Genomic DNA, 16,026 nt, shown 5'->3' on the forward strand with positions numbered 1-16,026 from the left:
AACACAAGCTATATTTGATTTAAAACTTAGCAAACATGGAATCGGCTTCTGACGATAAATTAGACCGGATCATTGAAGCTCGGATGAAGCTGAAAGATCGGTTTGAAGAACGCATGAAAGGCACGCCTTCGATTGCGGATGAAACCCCACAGGGAAGGGGACCTATCAATCGGCATGGGATGCCACAAACGCCCGTTGGCCAGACCTTAACCCAGAAGTGGCCGGTGTTAGATTTGGGCTATCACCCCAACGTTTCACTGGACCGCTGGCGATTAACCATTGATGGAGAAGTGGAAAATCCGGTCATTCTGAAGTGGGATGACTTCATGAATCTACCTCAGGTAGAAGACATTTCTGATTTTCACTGCGTAACAACCTGGTCTAAACTGGATATGGTTTGGAAAGGCGTGCGATTGATGGATCTGGCGGCACTGGTTCAGCCGAAAGAAACCGCTACTCACATCATGTGTTATGGATATGATACTTACAGTACCAACGTTTTGCTGGAAGAGGCCTTGAAACCTGATGTATTATTGGCCCATACCGTCTATGACGAACCCTTACCCGTAGAGCATGGCGGTCCGGTTCGAATGATTACGCCTCAGCTATACGCCTGGAAAGGCTCCAAATGGATCAAACGGATTCAGTTTTTACCCGAAAATAAACTTGGTTTCTGGGAGGAAAGAGGCTATTCTAATACGGCCTATCCCTGGCGTAATGATCGCTATAGCTGATGATAGTTCTGGTATGGATAAGTACTTTTTTGCTCGGGCTAATACCCGGGCAAAAGCCCGCCAAACTGGTTTTTGCGGAGGGAAAAAGTCGGGAAATTCGATTGGGACAGAAGGAAGAAAAGAATAACTGGCAATCGGCATTGAGTGATTCCAGTGTGGTGCGTATTACCAGCGTTTATCAAAAACCTGTGCGATCAGATTTGATCGGTGAACGAGTGTACACGGTAAAAGGAGTGAAGAAAGGGAGTACCCTCTGGATTTTGACGGATTATTCTGTAAAACCAGCCCGAACGGTGCAGTATCTCATCGTGGTTCGATAAAGGCCAAGTTACTACGGCGAGTGATTTTTTCGTACCTTGCGGCTTCAATGACGCTGATATTCCTGTACAGCATTGACGATCAGTAGGTCTACCGTCATTCTTTAACACTCACCGATCGCGAACATTTATATTTTTTTTATGACCATCCACCGAGAAGGTATTGCTACGTTGTCCCTGGCATTGGCCATTTTACTAGCGATTAATGCTACTATTGCCTATGTCTTTCCTGAACAAACGTTGGTAAGGCAGCTAGCCATTATAGGTAGCATTATCATATACCTGATTATACTTCAGTTTTTTAGAAATCCCCGTCGTAAAACGGTTCAACACCCTAAACAAATCATTGCTCCGGCGGATGGTAAAGTAGTGGTAATTGAAGAAACAGTGGAGACAGAATACTTCAACGGCCCTCGTCGGCAGGTAAGTATCTTCATGTCGCCCGTGAATGTGCACATAAACCGGAATCCTATATCAGGCGTAGTGTCGTTTTTCAAGTACCATCCCGGAAAATATCTGGTAGCCTGGCACCCCAAATCTTCGACTGAAAACGAGCGTACAACCATTGTTGTTCGTCATGAATCAGGGGTGGAGGTAATGTTTCGGCAGATTGCCGGAGCTCTGGCCCGACGGATTTGCTGGTACGTGAAAGAAGGCGATGTAGTTAATCAGGGAGAAGAATTTGGCTTCATTAAATTTGGTAGCCGTGTAGATATTTTTTTACCGCTTGATGCAAAAATTCTGGTTAATCTAGGCGATAAACCCGTTTCTGGAAAAACGATTATTGCTGAATTAGCGTAAAAGTAATAAACCGTAGAAATAAAAAGCAGAGCCTCAAAAGGGCTCTGTTTTTGCGTTTTGGAGCCTTAACGATTTTTAACAGCAGTATTTTTTGAAAAAATAGTTTCTCTTTCCAACTTTCTGACTTTCACCAGTGTCTTCTGCTTGTCTTTCCTGTAAAAGCTCAATAACTATGAAACGTATCCTCGCTCTGGGAAGCTTACTGTTGGTTTTAATCTCCTGCGAGAAAGAAAAGGTAATCGTAGGTGATTCGGAGCGATTACGCTTCATGGAGCAGGAAATCCTGGCCTTGATTCAGGACAAGGCCTGCCAGGGGAGAGCGGGTATGTGGGAACATTGCCTTTGGAAGCAAGCCCTGCGGCGGCCCCTGGAAATACCTGATTTATTCACTTACGCCGACAGACGTAGAAGTGCTCAAGGAAAAAGTCGAGGATTACAATCTGCTGGAAGCAGAAGTAAATAGTCGGGAAGGCAAAATTTCAGATTGCGTCGCAGTAACCCCACCGGCAGTTACTTGTCTGGATGGCACCTGTGGACCAATGAAGTAAAGATTCTAGGTCGCATTCTTCTCGTTACCCATACAATTTTAAGTGAATGACAACTGGTTATGCCTATGCATAACCCTGGCTTTGCTTTGCCTTTTTTACGAATTGCCTTTAACATCCAAACACCTTTTTCTATGAAAAAATCACTACTCGTACTGGCTGTCGCTTTGCTGGGTCTGACTTCCTGTAAGGACCAGTGCCATCAGACAAACGTTTCCCGAAATCTAATTAGTAAGCAAATTTCTACTGCCGACTTACGTAACAATGGCGTTGCTATTGCAGGAGCTAAATCGCTCGAAAAGCCGGGTAAAATCTACGTAAAGGGCAGTTATCTGTTCATCAATGAAATCAAAAAAGGAATCCATATCATTGATAACAGCGATCCGAATAACCCTAAAAACCTTTCTTTCCTGAGCATTTTAGGTAATGCGGATATGGCCGTAAAAGGGAATATGCTCTATGCCGATAGTTACACCGATTTCCTGGTTTTTGACCTGTCGGACCCTACTCAGCCCAAACTTTTAAAACGGATTGAAAATGCTTTCACCAGCGGCATGGTAGAGGGCGTTAGCTGGTTTAGTAACGCCAATGGAATGAATCCTGCGATGGCTCCCACGCAAATTACAGACTATGATGTAGAACTAATTACCAGTGTGATTGAAACGGATTGTGAGGGGAACATGAATCCCTGGAGTAATCCCTGGCTAGTATTCGACAGCTTTTTTAATGCCTCCAGCTCGTTTTCTGCTTCGTTATCGTCCAGTTCATCACCAAATCAGGGCAGCGGAACGGGTGGCTCGATGGCTCGTTTTGCGATTGTGAATAATACGCTTTACGCCGTTACCAATCAGAATATGCAGTTGTTTGACATCAGCCAGCCACAAAATCCGCAGAAGGGCAACGTGGTTACCCTGGGATGGGGCATCGAAACCATCTTCCCGTATCAGGATCGGCTGTATGTAGGTTCGACAACGGGCGTACATATCCTTTCCAACGCCGACCCGAATAATCCCGTTCGAGTGGCTACGCTGAGTCACGTACGGGCCTGCGATCCGGTAGTAGTGCATGAAAACCATGCCTACGTTACGCTTCGGCAGCAAACGATCTGTGGTGGCTCGCCTAGTAACCAGCTTGATCTGATTGATGTGAAAGATATGTATGATCCCAAATTATTAAAATCCTTTCCCATGGAAGGCCCTTATGGTTTGGGCGTCGATCATCCAACTTTATTTGTGTGTGAAGGTAGTCACGGACTAAAAATGTTTGACGTTAGTAATCCGCTGGAGCTAGACAAGCACTTACTGAACCATTTTAAAAACATGGATGCATATGATGTTATCCCGCTGAGTACAAAGCTGTTATTACTGATCGGTAAAGACGGTTTTTATCAGTATGATTACACCGATCGTAATAATCCTCGACTACTAAGCAAAATCCCCGTAACCCGTCCTGAAGCCTAATCTTTTCGTATGAAATCAACTCTATTACTAGCAATGCTGTGTCTGAGCGGGTTCTGCTATGGCCAGGTTAATCAGAAGAAAGGGTATACTAATACTAGCGAAATGGGTGTGCTTTTAGGGCAGGTGGGTCCAAATAATAGTTCTCCGGTTAGTAAAACCAGTTTTACCGCTTCCAGCTTCAATGGTTATCGCCTGATGCACTGGCTGGCAGCGGGGATCACCGTGGGACTGGATAGTTATAAAGGCAACCTTATGGTCCCCATTTCTTTAGGTTTGCGGGGAGATATACTGAAAAATAAAACAGTAACCCCTTTTTATGCTTTGGACATCGGTAAAGGTATGACCTGGCTTGCCAGGGACCCATCGCTGGATTTTAAGCGGGGTGGTCTGCACCTGAATCCGGCAATAGGCCTGCGTTTTGCTACTAATAGCGGAACGGCTATTACCTGGAGCGTGGGCTACAAACGGCAGATTTTAGAAAGCGGTCGATACTTTGGGGAAGACCAGGGTACCTACTACGATTATGCCTACAATCGAATCAGTATTAAAATGGGAATGAGTTTCTAAAACACGTGTTTCCAGCAACGAGTCCTATGATCACCGTTCTGGTTGATTAATAGGACTCGTTACTCTTTAATGAGTTAATGAATCTGATTTCTGAAGGTTCACATGGACATTAGAACTGAAATGCCGCAAGACGAGTAAAGTATTAATAAAAGTGTAAATACTTGCTTGATGATTGAGGACGAAACCTAAATAGCCAAGAGAATGAATACTGAATGTTAATCAGAATTTTAACCCAATAAATCCCGAAGGGTATCTCAGTACCTTTAGAAAAACTAAATAGAAAAGTTAAGTATATCTATAAAAATCAAATTAAGGCTTGGTATTTTATGGATATAGAGAGAAAAATTTTTGTTCGTATGAAATACTATTCATAACAATGTCTCGTATTTGATGATTAACTTACTAATCACTCTAGGTGATTTCTGATTTTAAGCCTCTAATGCCATGACCAAATCTTTGTTTTTATTGAGCTTGATAGGTGTTTCACTGATGGCCTGTGATAAAGAAGAGAAAGCGGATCAAATGCAGGCCCGTACGCTAATTCAGAACGAGCAACCTCCGGTGGGATCAGAAGATTTTTATATTAATTCTGTTCAGCGGGAAGGTAATGTGTTGAAAGTAAACGTCAAGCACGGCGGAGCCTGCTCTCCTACCCCCCAATTTGATTTGTACGAAGTAGGTGGGGAAGATCCCTGTTCGATGCCCGTTACCGTTCAGGTCGTTTTCAAAAATCCGGCGGAAGAATGTGTGCAGGAAAAAGAATCGGAGTTGTATTTTGACATTTCGGCTCTGAAAAAAAATACAGCGAATTGCCAGGATAAATTACAGGTTCTGGGTTACGAGGAATGGGTAGATTTATAGTCTTAATCTTCTACAAAAAAGCGGCTGCTTTCTTAGAAAGCAGCCGCTTTTTTGTAAGGTATAGGTAACTTACCAACGCCACTCGTTTCCTAATACCAGTTCATCTTTCAGGCCTTGTTTGATGAGAAAATCTTTGGTCTGTTCGTTGCTAAGCCGTTGAGTGGGTAGTTCTTTTGCGTTAGCAAGGGCATACAACAGCATGCTGGTATAACGAACCGTATTTCGTAGTCCTTCTTTGTTGACCTTATCGAAAGTGTCCAGATTGGTATGATACGTCATGCCAATCGTCGGTGGAAGATGGCCCAGGGGCGTTAATGTGGGAATCCCTTCCAACATAAAAGGTTGATGGTCTGAATGCAGGCCGGCCCGGTTCATGATTACGTTTTTATAGTTTGGGTCCAACGATTGCATGTGATTGCCCACTTCCTGGAAAAATCTTTCCATGTTATTCCAGCCAGAGATGTTCACGCCTGAAGGCTGGTTCGTCATGTCCAGATTAATCATATACTTGATTCTGCCGAGCGATTTACGATTCTGCCGGATGTAGGCCTTCGAACCCAATAAGCCCTGCTCCTCGCCCATGAAAAGCACAAATTCGATGGTACGGCGGGGTTTCAGTCCCAGTTTTTGAAACGTGCGGGCAATGTCTATCACAGCGAATGATCCCAGTCCGTTATCAATGGCTCCAGTGGCCAGATCCCAACTGTCGAGGTGAGCTCCAATAACAATTTTATCCCGGCTTTTGCCTTTGATGGTAGCAATGACGTTGCGGCTGGTGGATTTTTTGCTGGTATTTCGCATATCCACCAAAGCCATGAGTTTTTCTTCCTTCATCCATTCCCGGATTTGCTGTCCATTTTCCAACGAAATACAAACAGCCGGAATACCAATCAGAGAGCCCGTTACCGAAGCCGTTCCCGTTAGCAGCACATTTCCGGGAACAGTATTCACCATTACGATGCCTGAAGCTCCATACCGAATAGCCAGAGCCGTTTTTTCGGAACGATGCAGATTTTTAGCTCCTGAAGGAGCCGCCAGTAAACCCAGATTGGCTAAAGCGATACGTCCCTTAAGGCGGTCTTTATTGGCTTCGAAATCTGCCTCTAGCCCATTGCCTACGTCTACCAGGTCTGCACTGACATTTGCTTCCAGTGGAGAATGAGCCAAAGCAACGACCGGAATATCATGAAAATTATCACTCTTGCGAGGGGCGATGGCCAGCGTAACCGTATCTCGAGCCCAGGTTTCTACCGAAAAAGGCTGGTAGGCTACGTCCTGAATGCCATAGCTTTTTAATAAATCATACGCATACGTCTCCGCTTTTTCGCCATTCGTGCTACCCGTTAGGCGGTGGCCAATGGTACGTGTAGCTTCACCCAGCTTTTCGTAAGCCTGAGAATTTTGTTGTACTTCAGAGGAAATGCGGGAAAAAACAGCGTCCAGATCATCTTGATCTGCGGCGGCAGTAAGACCAACTAAAACCACTACGAAAAAGACGTAGCGGTACCTAGGGGATTTCATTGTGGGTATAAAGTTCAATCGTTAAATGTATGGCTTGGTAGAAAATATCGTGCTCGACTTAAAAATCAGACACTTAATAGGCGTGAATTAGCGAATTATAGACAAAAATACACAAAGCCTGAACGTAATAGGATACCTCTTACAGATTTCTCGCAAAGGAATTTCTCAAAAAAATAAAAAAACACTTGACAAGGGCTGTTTTTTGGCTACTTTTGCAATCCCAAACGGGAAGTTACTACAGTAAACCGAAGTGGTGGAATTGGTAGACACGCACGTTTCAGGGGCGTGTGTCTTCACGGACATGCGGGTTCGAGTCCCGCCTTCGGTACAGCAAAGGCCTTGTAAGTTTCTGACTTGCAAGGCCTTTTTGTTTTATCGGCTACAAAAAGCTTAAAAGACTATTTTTCCTTCGGTGGAATTATGCTGAAAGCTGAATAATTCAATATCTCTTTTGAATGGTAATGCCGCTAGATTTCTCCAATGGCTTAGGTACTATTAGTAAATAGAGCGATAGTACCTAACTACAACCGAAATGGGTTTTCTTTTATAACGTATTCTCCTATTATTCCTGATACTCATCCAACCTCTTCTGTCACTCATAGTCGTCGGAATTGGTGAAACGGTAAGCTCAGCCAGATTTCTTATGAAACTAATATAGACTACTATCATTTCTTATTAATACTACGAAGGTTAACGGCTTTATACTGGCTTCATTATTCTAAAATAAAAAAGCTCCCGATCCTACGACCGGGAGCTCTCTATCTATTTAATAAGCACTATTCAGCTTTAACCGTTTCCAGTTTTAATACTCGGCTGGTCCATGCTCTTGATTTTTCTACTAATTCAGGCTCTTTCGCTAAGGGTTTACCATACGAAGGAATCATTTGCTTGAGCTTGTTTTTCCAGGCTTCTGAATTTGACTTTTCGGCGAAACAACGCTTTAACAAATCAAGCATGATAGCCACAGAAGTTGAGGCTCCTGGAGAAGCTCCTAATAAAGCGGCGATAGAGCCGTCAGAGGCACTTACTACCTCGGTACCGAACTCCAGAATACCCCCTTTTTTTGGATCTTTCTTGATAACCTGAACGCGTTGTCCGGCGATTTCCAGTTTCCAGTCCTCTAGCTGAGCCGTTGGCATGTATTCTTTCAGGGCATCCAGACGATCCTGCGGAGACTGACGTACCTGATCAATCAGATATTTAGTTAAGGGAATGTTCTGAATTCCCGCCGCCATCATCGGCCCAATGTTATTGAGCTTGATGGATTTGGGCAAATCCATGAATGATCCATTTTTCAGGAATTTTGTAGTAAAACCGGCATAAGGTCCGAAAAGCAGAGCTTTCTTACCGTCAATAATCCGGGTATCCAGGTGAGGAACGGACATTGGAGGTGAACCTACGGATGCTTTACCGTACACTTTTGCCTGATGCCGTTCAATAATAGCAGGATTTGTACAAACCAGCCACTGACCGCTCACGGGGAAACCGCCGAAGCCTTTGCCTTCTTTAATGCCTGATTTCTCAAGGAGTGGCAAAGATCCGCCGCCTGCTCCGATGAAGATGAAGGGAGTAACCAACTGGCGTTTTTTCCCGCTTTTCCGGTTCTTTACTTCCAGTTTCCAGCGACCATCTTTCTGACGATCAATATCACGCACTTCGTGATTCAGGTGAAGGTTAACGCCAGGCAGGGATTTCAGGTGATCAAAAATGCGGCGGGTTAACTCTCCGAAATTCACGTCTGTGCCAATATTCATGCGGGTAGCCGCTATTTTTTGGGAAGAATCGCGGCCATCCGTAATGAGCGGTGCCCATTCCTGAATTTGCTTGAGATCCTCCGAATATTGCATGCCCTTGAACAAGTGATTTTTGGTCAAGGCGGTATGACGTTTCTTCAGGTAATCTACGTTATCATTACCCCAAACAAAGCTCATGTGAGGTGTGTCCACAATGAATTCTTCGGGGTCTGAAATGATGTTATTCTCAACCAGATAAGCCCAGAATTCCCGCGAAAGCTCGAAGGATTCTGCAATTTTAATGGCCTTGTTGATCTCAACCGATCCGTCGGCTTTCTGGGGGGTATAATTTAATTCGCAAAAGGCGGAGTGTCCGGTTCCGGCGTTATTCCAGGCATCAGAACTTTCGGCAGTTACTACATCCAGGCGTTCAAAAATTTCGATGGTCAGGTCGGGCTGCAACTCCTTGAGCATCATACCCAGGGTAGCACTCATGATCCCGGCACCGATCAATATAACGTCAGGGTCTTCCTTTACAGATTTTTTACTGGTATTCATAAGGAAAAAGATTACTTACAACGAATGGAGTGCGGGACCTGGATTCGTTTTTTCAAGGTATCAATTCCCTTGCCATCCGATTCCCAGACGATTGATCTGGGTAAAGCCCGCCCGGAGTAAAAACTGTAAAATTGCCGGGCCACCTTTGCACTCAAAATTGGTGTTCAAAAATAGTGGGTAATCGATAGAACTTTAAGCCTTTCACCACAGGATGTTGGTATTTTATTATAGCTTCCCATAGAAAAGGGTTTCTTCAAACCATTTTTCAGTATAAGACACTGTTTTTCGGAAAAGAAAAATCAATGTAAAAACTACGGAAAGGGGATTCCGGTTTTCAGACCGTTTGAGAATACCCTTTTGAAGACGCTTTTTCTTCGAAAAACACCCTAAGTATCACAATTTCAGGCAACAGAAAGTTCCGGTTTATCCTATAGTTTTCTATTCAATATGTAGAAGCGGTGGATTGCGTCTATTAATAGCTATATCAAATAGATGGAAAGGAAAAAGATGGAGGAGATACAAAAAAACTCCCTTTCAAAGAAGCCTCTGAAAGGGAGTTTTTAGGAACGAAAAAGAATCTTATAAGTCGATTGCTTCGCCGTACGCAGCTTCCGTAGCACCTTTCACGGCCTCAGACATGGTTGGGTGAGGGTGAACGGTACGCAGGATTTCGTGAGCCGTCGTTTCCAGTTTACGGGCCGCTACTACTTCAGCGATCATTTCCGTAACGTTGAAACCGATCATGTGAGCTCCTAACCACTCGCCGTATTTCGCGTCGTAGATTACTTTCACGAAACCATCACGAGCTCCAGCTGCCGTAGCTTTACCAGAAGCAGCGAAGGGGAATTTACCCACTTTCACGTCGTAGCCCATTTCTTTCGCTTTTTTCTCAGTCAAGCCGACCGAGGCGATTTCAGGAGAGCAGTACGTACAGCCGGGAATGTTACCGTAATCCAGAGCTTCGGTATGATGGCCTGCGATATGCTCGGCACAGATGATACCCTCAGCCGTAGCTACGTGAGCTAAAGCCTGGCCAGGTACGCAATCACCAATGGCATAGAATCCAGGAACGTTAGTTTCATACCACTGATTAACCACGATCTTGCCACGGTCAGTAGCGATACCTACGTCTTCCAGACCAATGTTTTCGATGTTGGCAACCACACCTGCTGCGGACAGTACTACGTCTACGTCAAAGCTTTTTTCTCCATCTGGAGTTTTTACTTTCACTTTGCAGCCTTCACCACTCGTATCTACTGATTCAACAGAAGAGTTCGTGTAAATGTCGATGCCTAATTTTTTGTATTGTTTGGCCAGTTCTTTCGAAACGTCCTCATCCTCTACGGGAACTACGTTCGGCATGAACTCTACGATGGTTACTTTCGTACCCATGCTGGCATATACATAAGCAAACTCTACGCCGATAGCACCTGAACCAATCACTAACAGCGACTTGGGTTGCTTTTCGAGCGACATGGCTTTGCGGTATTCAATTACCTTCTCGCCATCGATTTTGATATTGGGCAATTCGCGAGCCCGGCCACCCGTAGCGATCACTACACCTTTGGTTGCCGTGTAATCCGTTTTTGCACCGTCAGCTGCGGTTACTTCAACGGTTTTATTCGCTTTTACTTTACCGTAACCCATGATGACGTCGATTTTATTCTTCTTCATCAGGAAAGCTACGCCTTTGCTCATGGAGGTAGCTACACCGCGTGAACGGCCAATGACGGCACTGAAATCAGCGTTATAAGCACCATCCTGGATAGTAATACCGTAATCCTTAGCGTGTTTGATATATTCAAAAACCTGAGCTGATTTTAAAAGGGCTTTCGTCGGAATACATCCCCAGTTGAGGCAGATACCTCCGAGGCTTTCTTTCTCGACAATTGCGACTTTCATGCCCAGCTGGGAAGCACGTATGGCAGTAGGATAACCACCGGGGCCGCTTCCTACTACGATCAAATCATACTGTTGAGCCATTGTTGCGAAATCTTTTTAAATGGTTTGGGCCGAAGCCACACAAAAATAGAAGAAAACCCGCTGGAAAGAGAACTTCCGGTTTGAAGTTTCCAATTAGAGGTAGGTTATGTTCATTAAATAGAGGAATTTCCGGGGTAATACACCCTATTTAACGCACAGAAAGTCAACAAGTAACGAGTACAAAAAGGTTTCCTTAAAATACGTAGTTGACTGCTTTTAAAGTGTTATCCGAGGAGACTTTAAAAGTTTGACCCTACTGGGGTTGAAAAAGGCATAACTCTAACCCCGGAGGGGTTAAATATGGGTGGCCCAGGGTGCAACCCGGGGAAATGGGGAGAAAATCAAATATTGGGTTTCCTCCCCGGATTATCATCCGGGGCTATTAAAAGTTTAACCCCGCTGGGGTTGAAAAAGAAATGACTCTAACCCCGGAGGGGTTGAACACGAATAGCCCCGGGTGCAACCCGGGGAAAATGGGGAAGAAAATCAAATATTGGGTCTCCCCCGGATTGTCATCCGGGGCTATTAAAAAGTTTAACCCCGCTGGGGTTGAAAAAAGAAATGGATCTAACCCCGGAGGAGTTGAATATGGATAGCCCCGGGTGCAACCCGGGGAAAACTAAAACTTCGGACAGGCCAGTTCTTTTTTACGTTTTCGCGGAAAGGGCTTTGGATCAAACAAAGCCTCGAGTGTGTAGGAAATAGATAGCTCATGAGCCCCGCCTGAGGCCATACTCAGTGTTGAAATAGTAGCGTCGTAGCTGTAACCGATGGAGAAATTATCCTGTCGATATCCCACCAGAAAAACCAAAGCATCGTGGTTATTCAGTCCCCGATCGTACTGTTTAATGGGAATGCCGCGGTACCAGATGCCCAGCGTCAGCGGGTCGTAAGTCATGTAAAGTCCTACATCCAACTGATCAAATTTTCCCTGTTTTTTATAAAGAATAGCCGGTGAAAGACTTCGTTCACGCCCCATATCGGCCCCGAGGCCATTTCCTAACTCCCAGCCCATCAAAGGAATTTTGAAACCTCCTTGCAGACTAATTTTCATGGGTAATCGCTCGGGATTGGCCGAGAAAGATTGATCCGGACGGTTGAGGTGATGCACTGAAATGCCTCCCCAGAATCGGTCGGAATAGGCTAACAAACCACCCGAAAAATCAAGGTAATTGATGCGTGGACCCGCATCAACGACGGGATCATTATAAATGGGCGTGACATTTCCGGGGCTGGTTACGTCGTAGTTAAAAACCAGATCATAATAATTTACACTCCGATTCACGTAAGAAGCCTGAATCCCTGCCCTTAGTCGAACCTCCTCGCTCAGACGGGCTTGGTAGGAATACTGCAAACCCACATCCAGCGTGCGAAGGTTACTGAACTGAGCGTCGTTCATGACCATAAAACCCAGACCCGAATTAATTTTATCGATGTACGTGTCAACGCTGGCAATGGTTGTGACGTAATTAGCATTAAGAGCAGGCCATTGGTTGCGGTAGTTAAGCGTAGCTCTGGTAGCCAGAGCCGAGCCCGCAAAGGCTGGATTCAGATAAAGCGGAGCGGCATAAAACTGCGAAAGCTGCGGATCCTGAGCCCGAAGGTCAAGGCCCATGCACAACAAGGCAGCGAAAAGAAATAAATGTTTTAGCATGGCAGACAACCAGAAATCGGATGCATTGGATTAACGATTCATTCAACAACTCCGATCAATCATGACATTCTTGTGAACGCATTTTTTAGAAATATATTCGTTCCGCCGGGGTTTTTGCAAAAGTTCAGCAAGTTGCACAAACCTTCACAAAATTTGTAGCCCAAGTTTCCGTTAATTTTCAGGAAATTGCTCCTTCTTAATTCACGAACGTTCGAACTACCCATGTTTAAACGGTGTCTTAGCGAGGGATTACCGCCAGTAACAGTGAATAACTCAGCGTAGTAGTCTGGTGTTTGCCTCTGAATCCAATCCAGCCCAGAGACTTTCCCCGACCTACGTCGTCTAAAACGTATAAAAAGCTTCATCGGGTATGATTCGAAAGATATATTTTACATTACTTTTCTGGATGGCCTGTTGGGGAATTGCCGAAGCCCAGACCATTAAGGTAACCGGGCGAAAATGCGAGCCTGAGCAGGGTTGTAATGGCGACTCTACCCGGTTTGAGCTTACTGGCGTTACGGCTTCTAGCTGGAACTGGACGTTTCAAGATCCCAATTCTCCCGATCCGCAGGCCAATAGGTCAACGAAAGCAAAACCGGCTCACCTGTACCTGCAACCAGGTTCGTACAATGTTAAGGTTACTGGAAATTTAAGGGCAGGCGGTACTTATTCTAAAGACACTACCATCCGAATTTCGGCTTTACCACCTGCTTTCGAGTTTTTTCAGGGAAAAGAAGATACGACCATTTGTAAGGATAACCCACTGGTTCTAGACCCTTATGATTCCAAATCTTTTCAGGGAACCCCTCCTGCGGAAGGGACAGTTAAGTATCTATGGTACCCAACGGGTGATACTACCCGAACCATTACGGTAACGGAAAAAGGATGTTACTCAGTCGAAGTAATGAATGCCGATAGTTGCACCGTAACGGATCGTATTAATGTCAAAATATGCGGCGAGTCGGATCAGCAGGCCTCGAAATGGTACTTCGGATCTAACGCGGGTATCAATTTTGAAGGAGGACAGCCTTCGGCTATAACGGATGGAAAAATCAATACGCCGGAAGGAACCTCGTCTATTTCCAATCGAAAAGGTGATTTACTTTTTTATACGGACGGAATAACGATTTATGATGCCGAGGGTAACCCCATGCCCTCCCGTGACCCTTCGGATACTACTAGTTTGAACGGGAGTCGAGGTTCTACGCAGGCCGCTCTGATTGTTCCTCAGCCGAGTTGTCGAGGATGTGAAACCATTTATTATGTGTTTACCACCCGCGATGTAAACGATTCCATTCGATGTCTGGAATACACCCGGGTAGATATGCGGGGAAATGGCGGGAAAGGAATTATTCTCGATAAAAATAACCAGACGGGTGAATGTAATGTCAGCGAGCGTTTAACCTCGATTCAAAACCCGGCTGATTCATCGTACTGGGTATTAAGTCACGAAAACGGAACCAGTAAATTTATTCTCAAACGTCTGACCAAGAGCGGGCTGGAAGATGCGAATTCTCCTTCGATTGGGCTTCCCCATACCACTAAATACCAGGGGGAAGGCCAGATTAAATTTGCTACTTCAGGCGGGAAAATGGGCGTAGTTATTCCCGGCCCCGCCCGGAATTACGTCGAGATTTATAACTTCAATGATTCTACCGGAGCCATTACTCCCCCACCCATTACGCTCGATTTAGGGCCGGCTCCGCCCTCTGCCTATGGGTTGGAATTCTCCCCGGATGGCAAAAAAGTTTATGTCAGTTTGCGAGGGAATGACAGCACAGAATCTGTTTTGTACCAATATGACCTCACTGGAGCGGACTCAACCACCATTGCTTCTACCCGCATTGAGGTAGCTCGTTCTGAGAAAGAGTTTGGAGCCTTGCAATACGCTCCCGATGGCAAGATTTACATGGCTATCAAAGACAGCGAATACCTCGGAGTCATTACCCCTTCCAGCGGCGATTCAACGAAAGTAGATTTTCAACTGGATGGTTTTTATCTGGCCGGAAAACGGAGTCAACTAGGTTTACCCAACTTCGTTCAGAGTATTATTGAGCCTCCGTCGGGGCCGGGTATTAGTGCCGAAGATGTCTGCTTTGGAGAACCCGTGGAATTAACCACAGGGGCCATCTGTGATCCATTGAAAGATAAATATGAGTGGGATTTTGGGGATGGTTCGGCCAAGGGAACCAAGCAGTCCGAGACGCACTTATACGCGGCTCCGGGAACGTATACGGTTACGTTAAGGCAGTATAATGATTGTAAGGATACAACGATGACTCAGCAGGTCAAGGTCAACCCACAGCCCATTGCAAACCTTGGTCAGGATCTGAATGTATGTTCACGGACGGTAACGCTAGATAGCAAAAACCCCTACCCGAATAGCAAATATTTGTGGTTCAGAAATGGTCGGCAATTAGCTGTCGATAGTACGGCTTCCAAAATTCAGATCGATTCATCAGGACGTTATGTAGTGGGGGTATTAATTGGCGATTGTTATTCGCTGGATACGATTAATGTCATCCTCGAACGACCGCCGTTATATAGCTTAGGCCCCGATAAAAAGCTGTGTACGAATGATACCCTTCAACTGGATGCTCTGCCAGGAGGAGCATCGTATCTATGGAATACGGGTCAGAATACGCAGGTAATAGACGTAACGCAGGCTGGTAATTATTCTGTAGTGGTAATGATTCCCCGAACAAATGGCATTACCTGCGAAGTTACCGATACCGTACGCGTGGATTTATTACCTCTTCCAAACGTCACCGTTCAGCCGGAGGCTTCCCTTTGTCAGCCTAATAATCAGTCGATTATGCTGAGTGCGGGGAACAACATGAATTACCAGTATCGATGGCTACCGGGGAATGAATCCACGCGAACCATTACGGTCAACCGAGTCGGCGTTTATACCGTTGAAATCAGCACTAGCGACGGGTGCACGGAAGCTCATGCGATCAAAGTAATAGATTTGTGTGAACCCCAAATCTTTGTCCCGGATGCCTTCTCGCCCAATGGTGACGGTCAGAACGATCAGTTACAGGTCATTACCAATCATATTTCCGATCAGGATTACGAATTCCGGGTGTATGACCGTTGGGGTGAACTGATTTTCCGCACCACCAATCGTAACGAAATGTGGGACGGCACCTATAAAGGCCGGACATTCCCGCCACAGACGTATGCCTGGACCGTTCAGTATCGAAGCACGTATTTCCCGGAACGCGGCGTCGAAACGAAGCGAGGGGCGGTATTAATTGCTAAATAAGTATTTTCAAGGCTGCTCGTCTGA

At 45.3% G+C, this 16,026-nt stretch carries 12 protein-coding genes and 1 tRNA gene; 9 read left to right on the forward strand and 4 right to left on the reverse strand.

Features of this window, described 5'->3' with window-relative positions:
* The first annotated feature begins 35 nt into the window (after window positions 1–35).
* The 7 genes from QE390_RS07855 (at window position 36) to QE390_RS07885 (ending at window position 5,285) form a co-directional block, all read left to right on the forward strand.
* Window positions 36–734 (forward strand): sulfite oxidase-like oxidoreductase, encoded by a 699-nt coding sequence (locus tag QE390_RS07855; protein WP_307141722.1) that lies wholly within the window; start codon window positions 36–38, stop codon window positions 732–734.
* Entirely contained in the window at window positions 734–1,054 is a 321-nt protein-coding gene (locus tag QE390_RS07860) for a hypothetical protein (RefSeq protein ID WP_106636460.1), read from the forward strand. The genes QE390_RS07855 and QE390_RS07860 overlap by 1 nt, the downstream gene beginning before the upstream one ends.
* Window positions 1,055–1,192: 138 nt before the next feature.
* Window positions 1,193–1,852 (forward strand): phosphatidylserine decarboxylase family protein, encoded by a 660-nt coding sequence (locus QE390_RS07865; protein WP_106636461.1) that lies wholly within the window; start codon window positions 1,193–1,195, stop codon window positions 1,850–1,852.
* Between the two features lie 172 nt (window positions 1,853–2,024).
* Window positions 2,025–2,315 (forward strand): hypothetical protein, encoded by a 291-nt coding sequence (locus QE390_RS07870; RefSeq protein WP_307141723.1) that lies wholly within the window; start codon window positions 2,025–2,027, stop codon window positions 2,313–2,315.
* Between the two features lie 216 nt (window positions 2,316–2,531).
* Entirely contained in the window at window positions 2,532–3,857 is a 1,326-nt protein-coding gene (locus tag QE390_RS07875) for an LVIVD repeat-containing protein (RefSeq protein ID WP_307141724.1), read from the forward strand.
* 9 nt (window positions 3,858–3,866) lie between these two features.
* Complete coding sequence (locus QE390_RS07880; protein WP_157830292.1) at window positions 3,867–4,424, forward strand: hypothetical protein; 558 nt, start codon at window positions 3,867–3,869, stop codon at window positions 4,422–4,424.
* Between the two features lie 444 nt (window positions 4,425–4,868).
* Window positions 4,869–5,285, forward strand: coding sequence for a hypothetical protein (locus QE390_RS07885; protein WP_106636465.1), 417 nt, complete (start codon window positions 4,869–4,871; stop codon window positions 5,283–5,285).
* Window positions 5,286–5,354: 69 nt separating this feature from the next.
* Here QE390_RS07885 and QE390_RS07890 read toward each other — a convergent pair whose 3' ends face one another.
* Window positions 5,355–6,806, reverse strand: coding sequence for a M20/M25/M40 family metallo-hydrolase (locus QE390_RS07890; protein WP_307141725.1), 1,452 nt, complete (start codon window positions 6,804–6,806; stop codon window positions 5,355–5,357).
* A gap of 244 nt (window positions 6,807–7,050) precedes the next feature.
* Here QE390_RS07890 and QE390_RS07895 point away from each other — a divergent pair.
* Window positions 7,051–7,134 (forward strand) — tRNA-Leu (locus QE390_RS07895).
* A gap of 448 nt (window positions 7,135–7,582) precedes the next feature.
* Here QE390_RS07895 and QE390_RS07900 read toward each other — a convergent pair.
* The 3 genes from QE390_RS07900 to QE390_RS07910 all read right to left on the reverse strand — a co-directional run bounded on the left by QE390_RS07900 (window position 7,583) and on the right by QE390_RS07910 (window position 12,734).
* Window positions 7,583–9,097 (reverse strand): malate:quinone oxidoreductase, encoded by a 1,515-nt coding sequence (locus QE390_RS07900; protein ID WP_106636467.1) that lies wholly within the window; start codon window positions 9,095–9,097, stop codon window positions 7,583–7,585.
* A gap of 579 nt (window positions 9,098–9,676) precedes the next feature.
* Window positions 9,677–11,080, reverse strand: a complete 1,404-nt coding sequence (gene lpdA, locus QE390_RS07905; RefSeq protein ID WP_307141726.1) for a dihydrolipoyl dehydrogenase — start codon at window positions 11,078–11,080, stop codon at window positions 9,677–9,679.
* A 619-nt stretch (window positions 11,081–11,699) separates the two neighbouring features.
* Complete coding sequence (locus tag QE390_RS07910) at window positions 11,700–12,734, reverse strand: type IX secretion system membrane protein PorP/SprF (RefSeq protein ID WP_106636468.1); 1,035 nt, start codon at window positions 12,732–12,734, stop codon at window positions 11,700–11,702.
* A 370-nt stretch (window positions 12,735–13,104) separates the two neighbouring features.
* Between QE390_RS07910 and QE390_RS07915 the strand changes: the two genes are divergently transcribed.
* On the forward strand, window positions 13,105–16,002 hold the full coding sequence (locus QE390_RS07915; protein WP_307141727.1) for a PKD domain-containing protein: 2,898 nt from the start codon (window positions 13,105–13,107) through the stop codon (window positions 16,000–16,002).
* Window positions 16,003–16,026 lie beyond the last annotated feature (24 nt).

This window comes from Siphonobacter sp. SORGH_AS_1065 (assembly GCF_030818595.1).
GTDB lineage: Bacteria > Bacteroidota > Bacteroidia > Cytophagales > Spirosomataceae > Siphonobacter.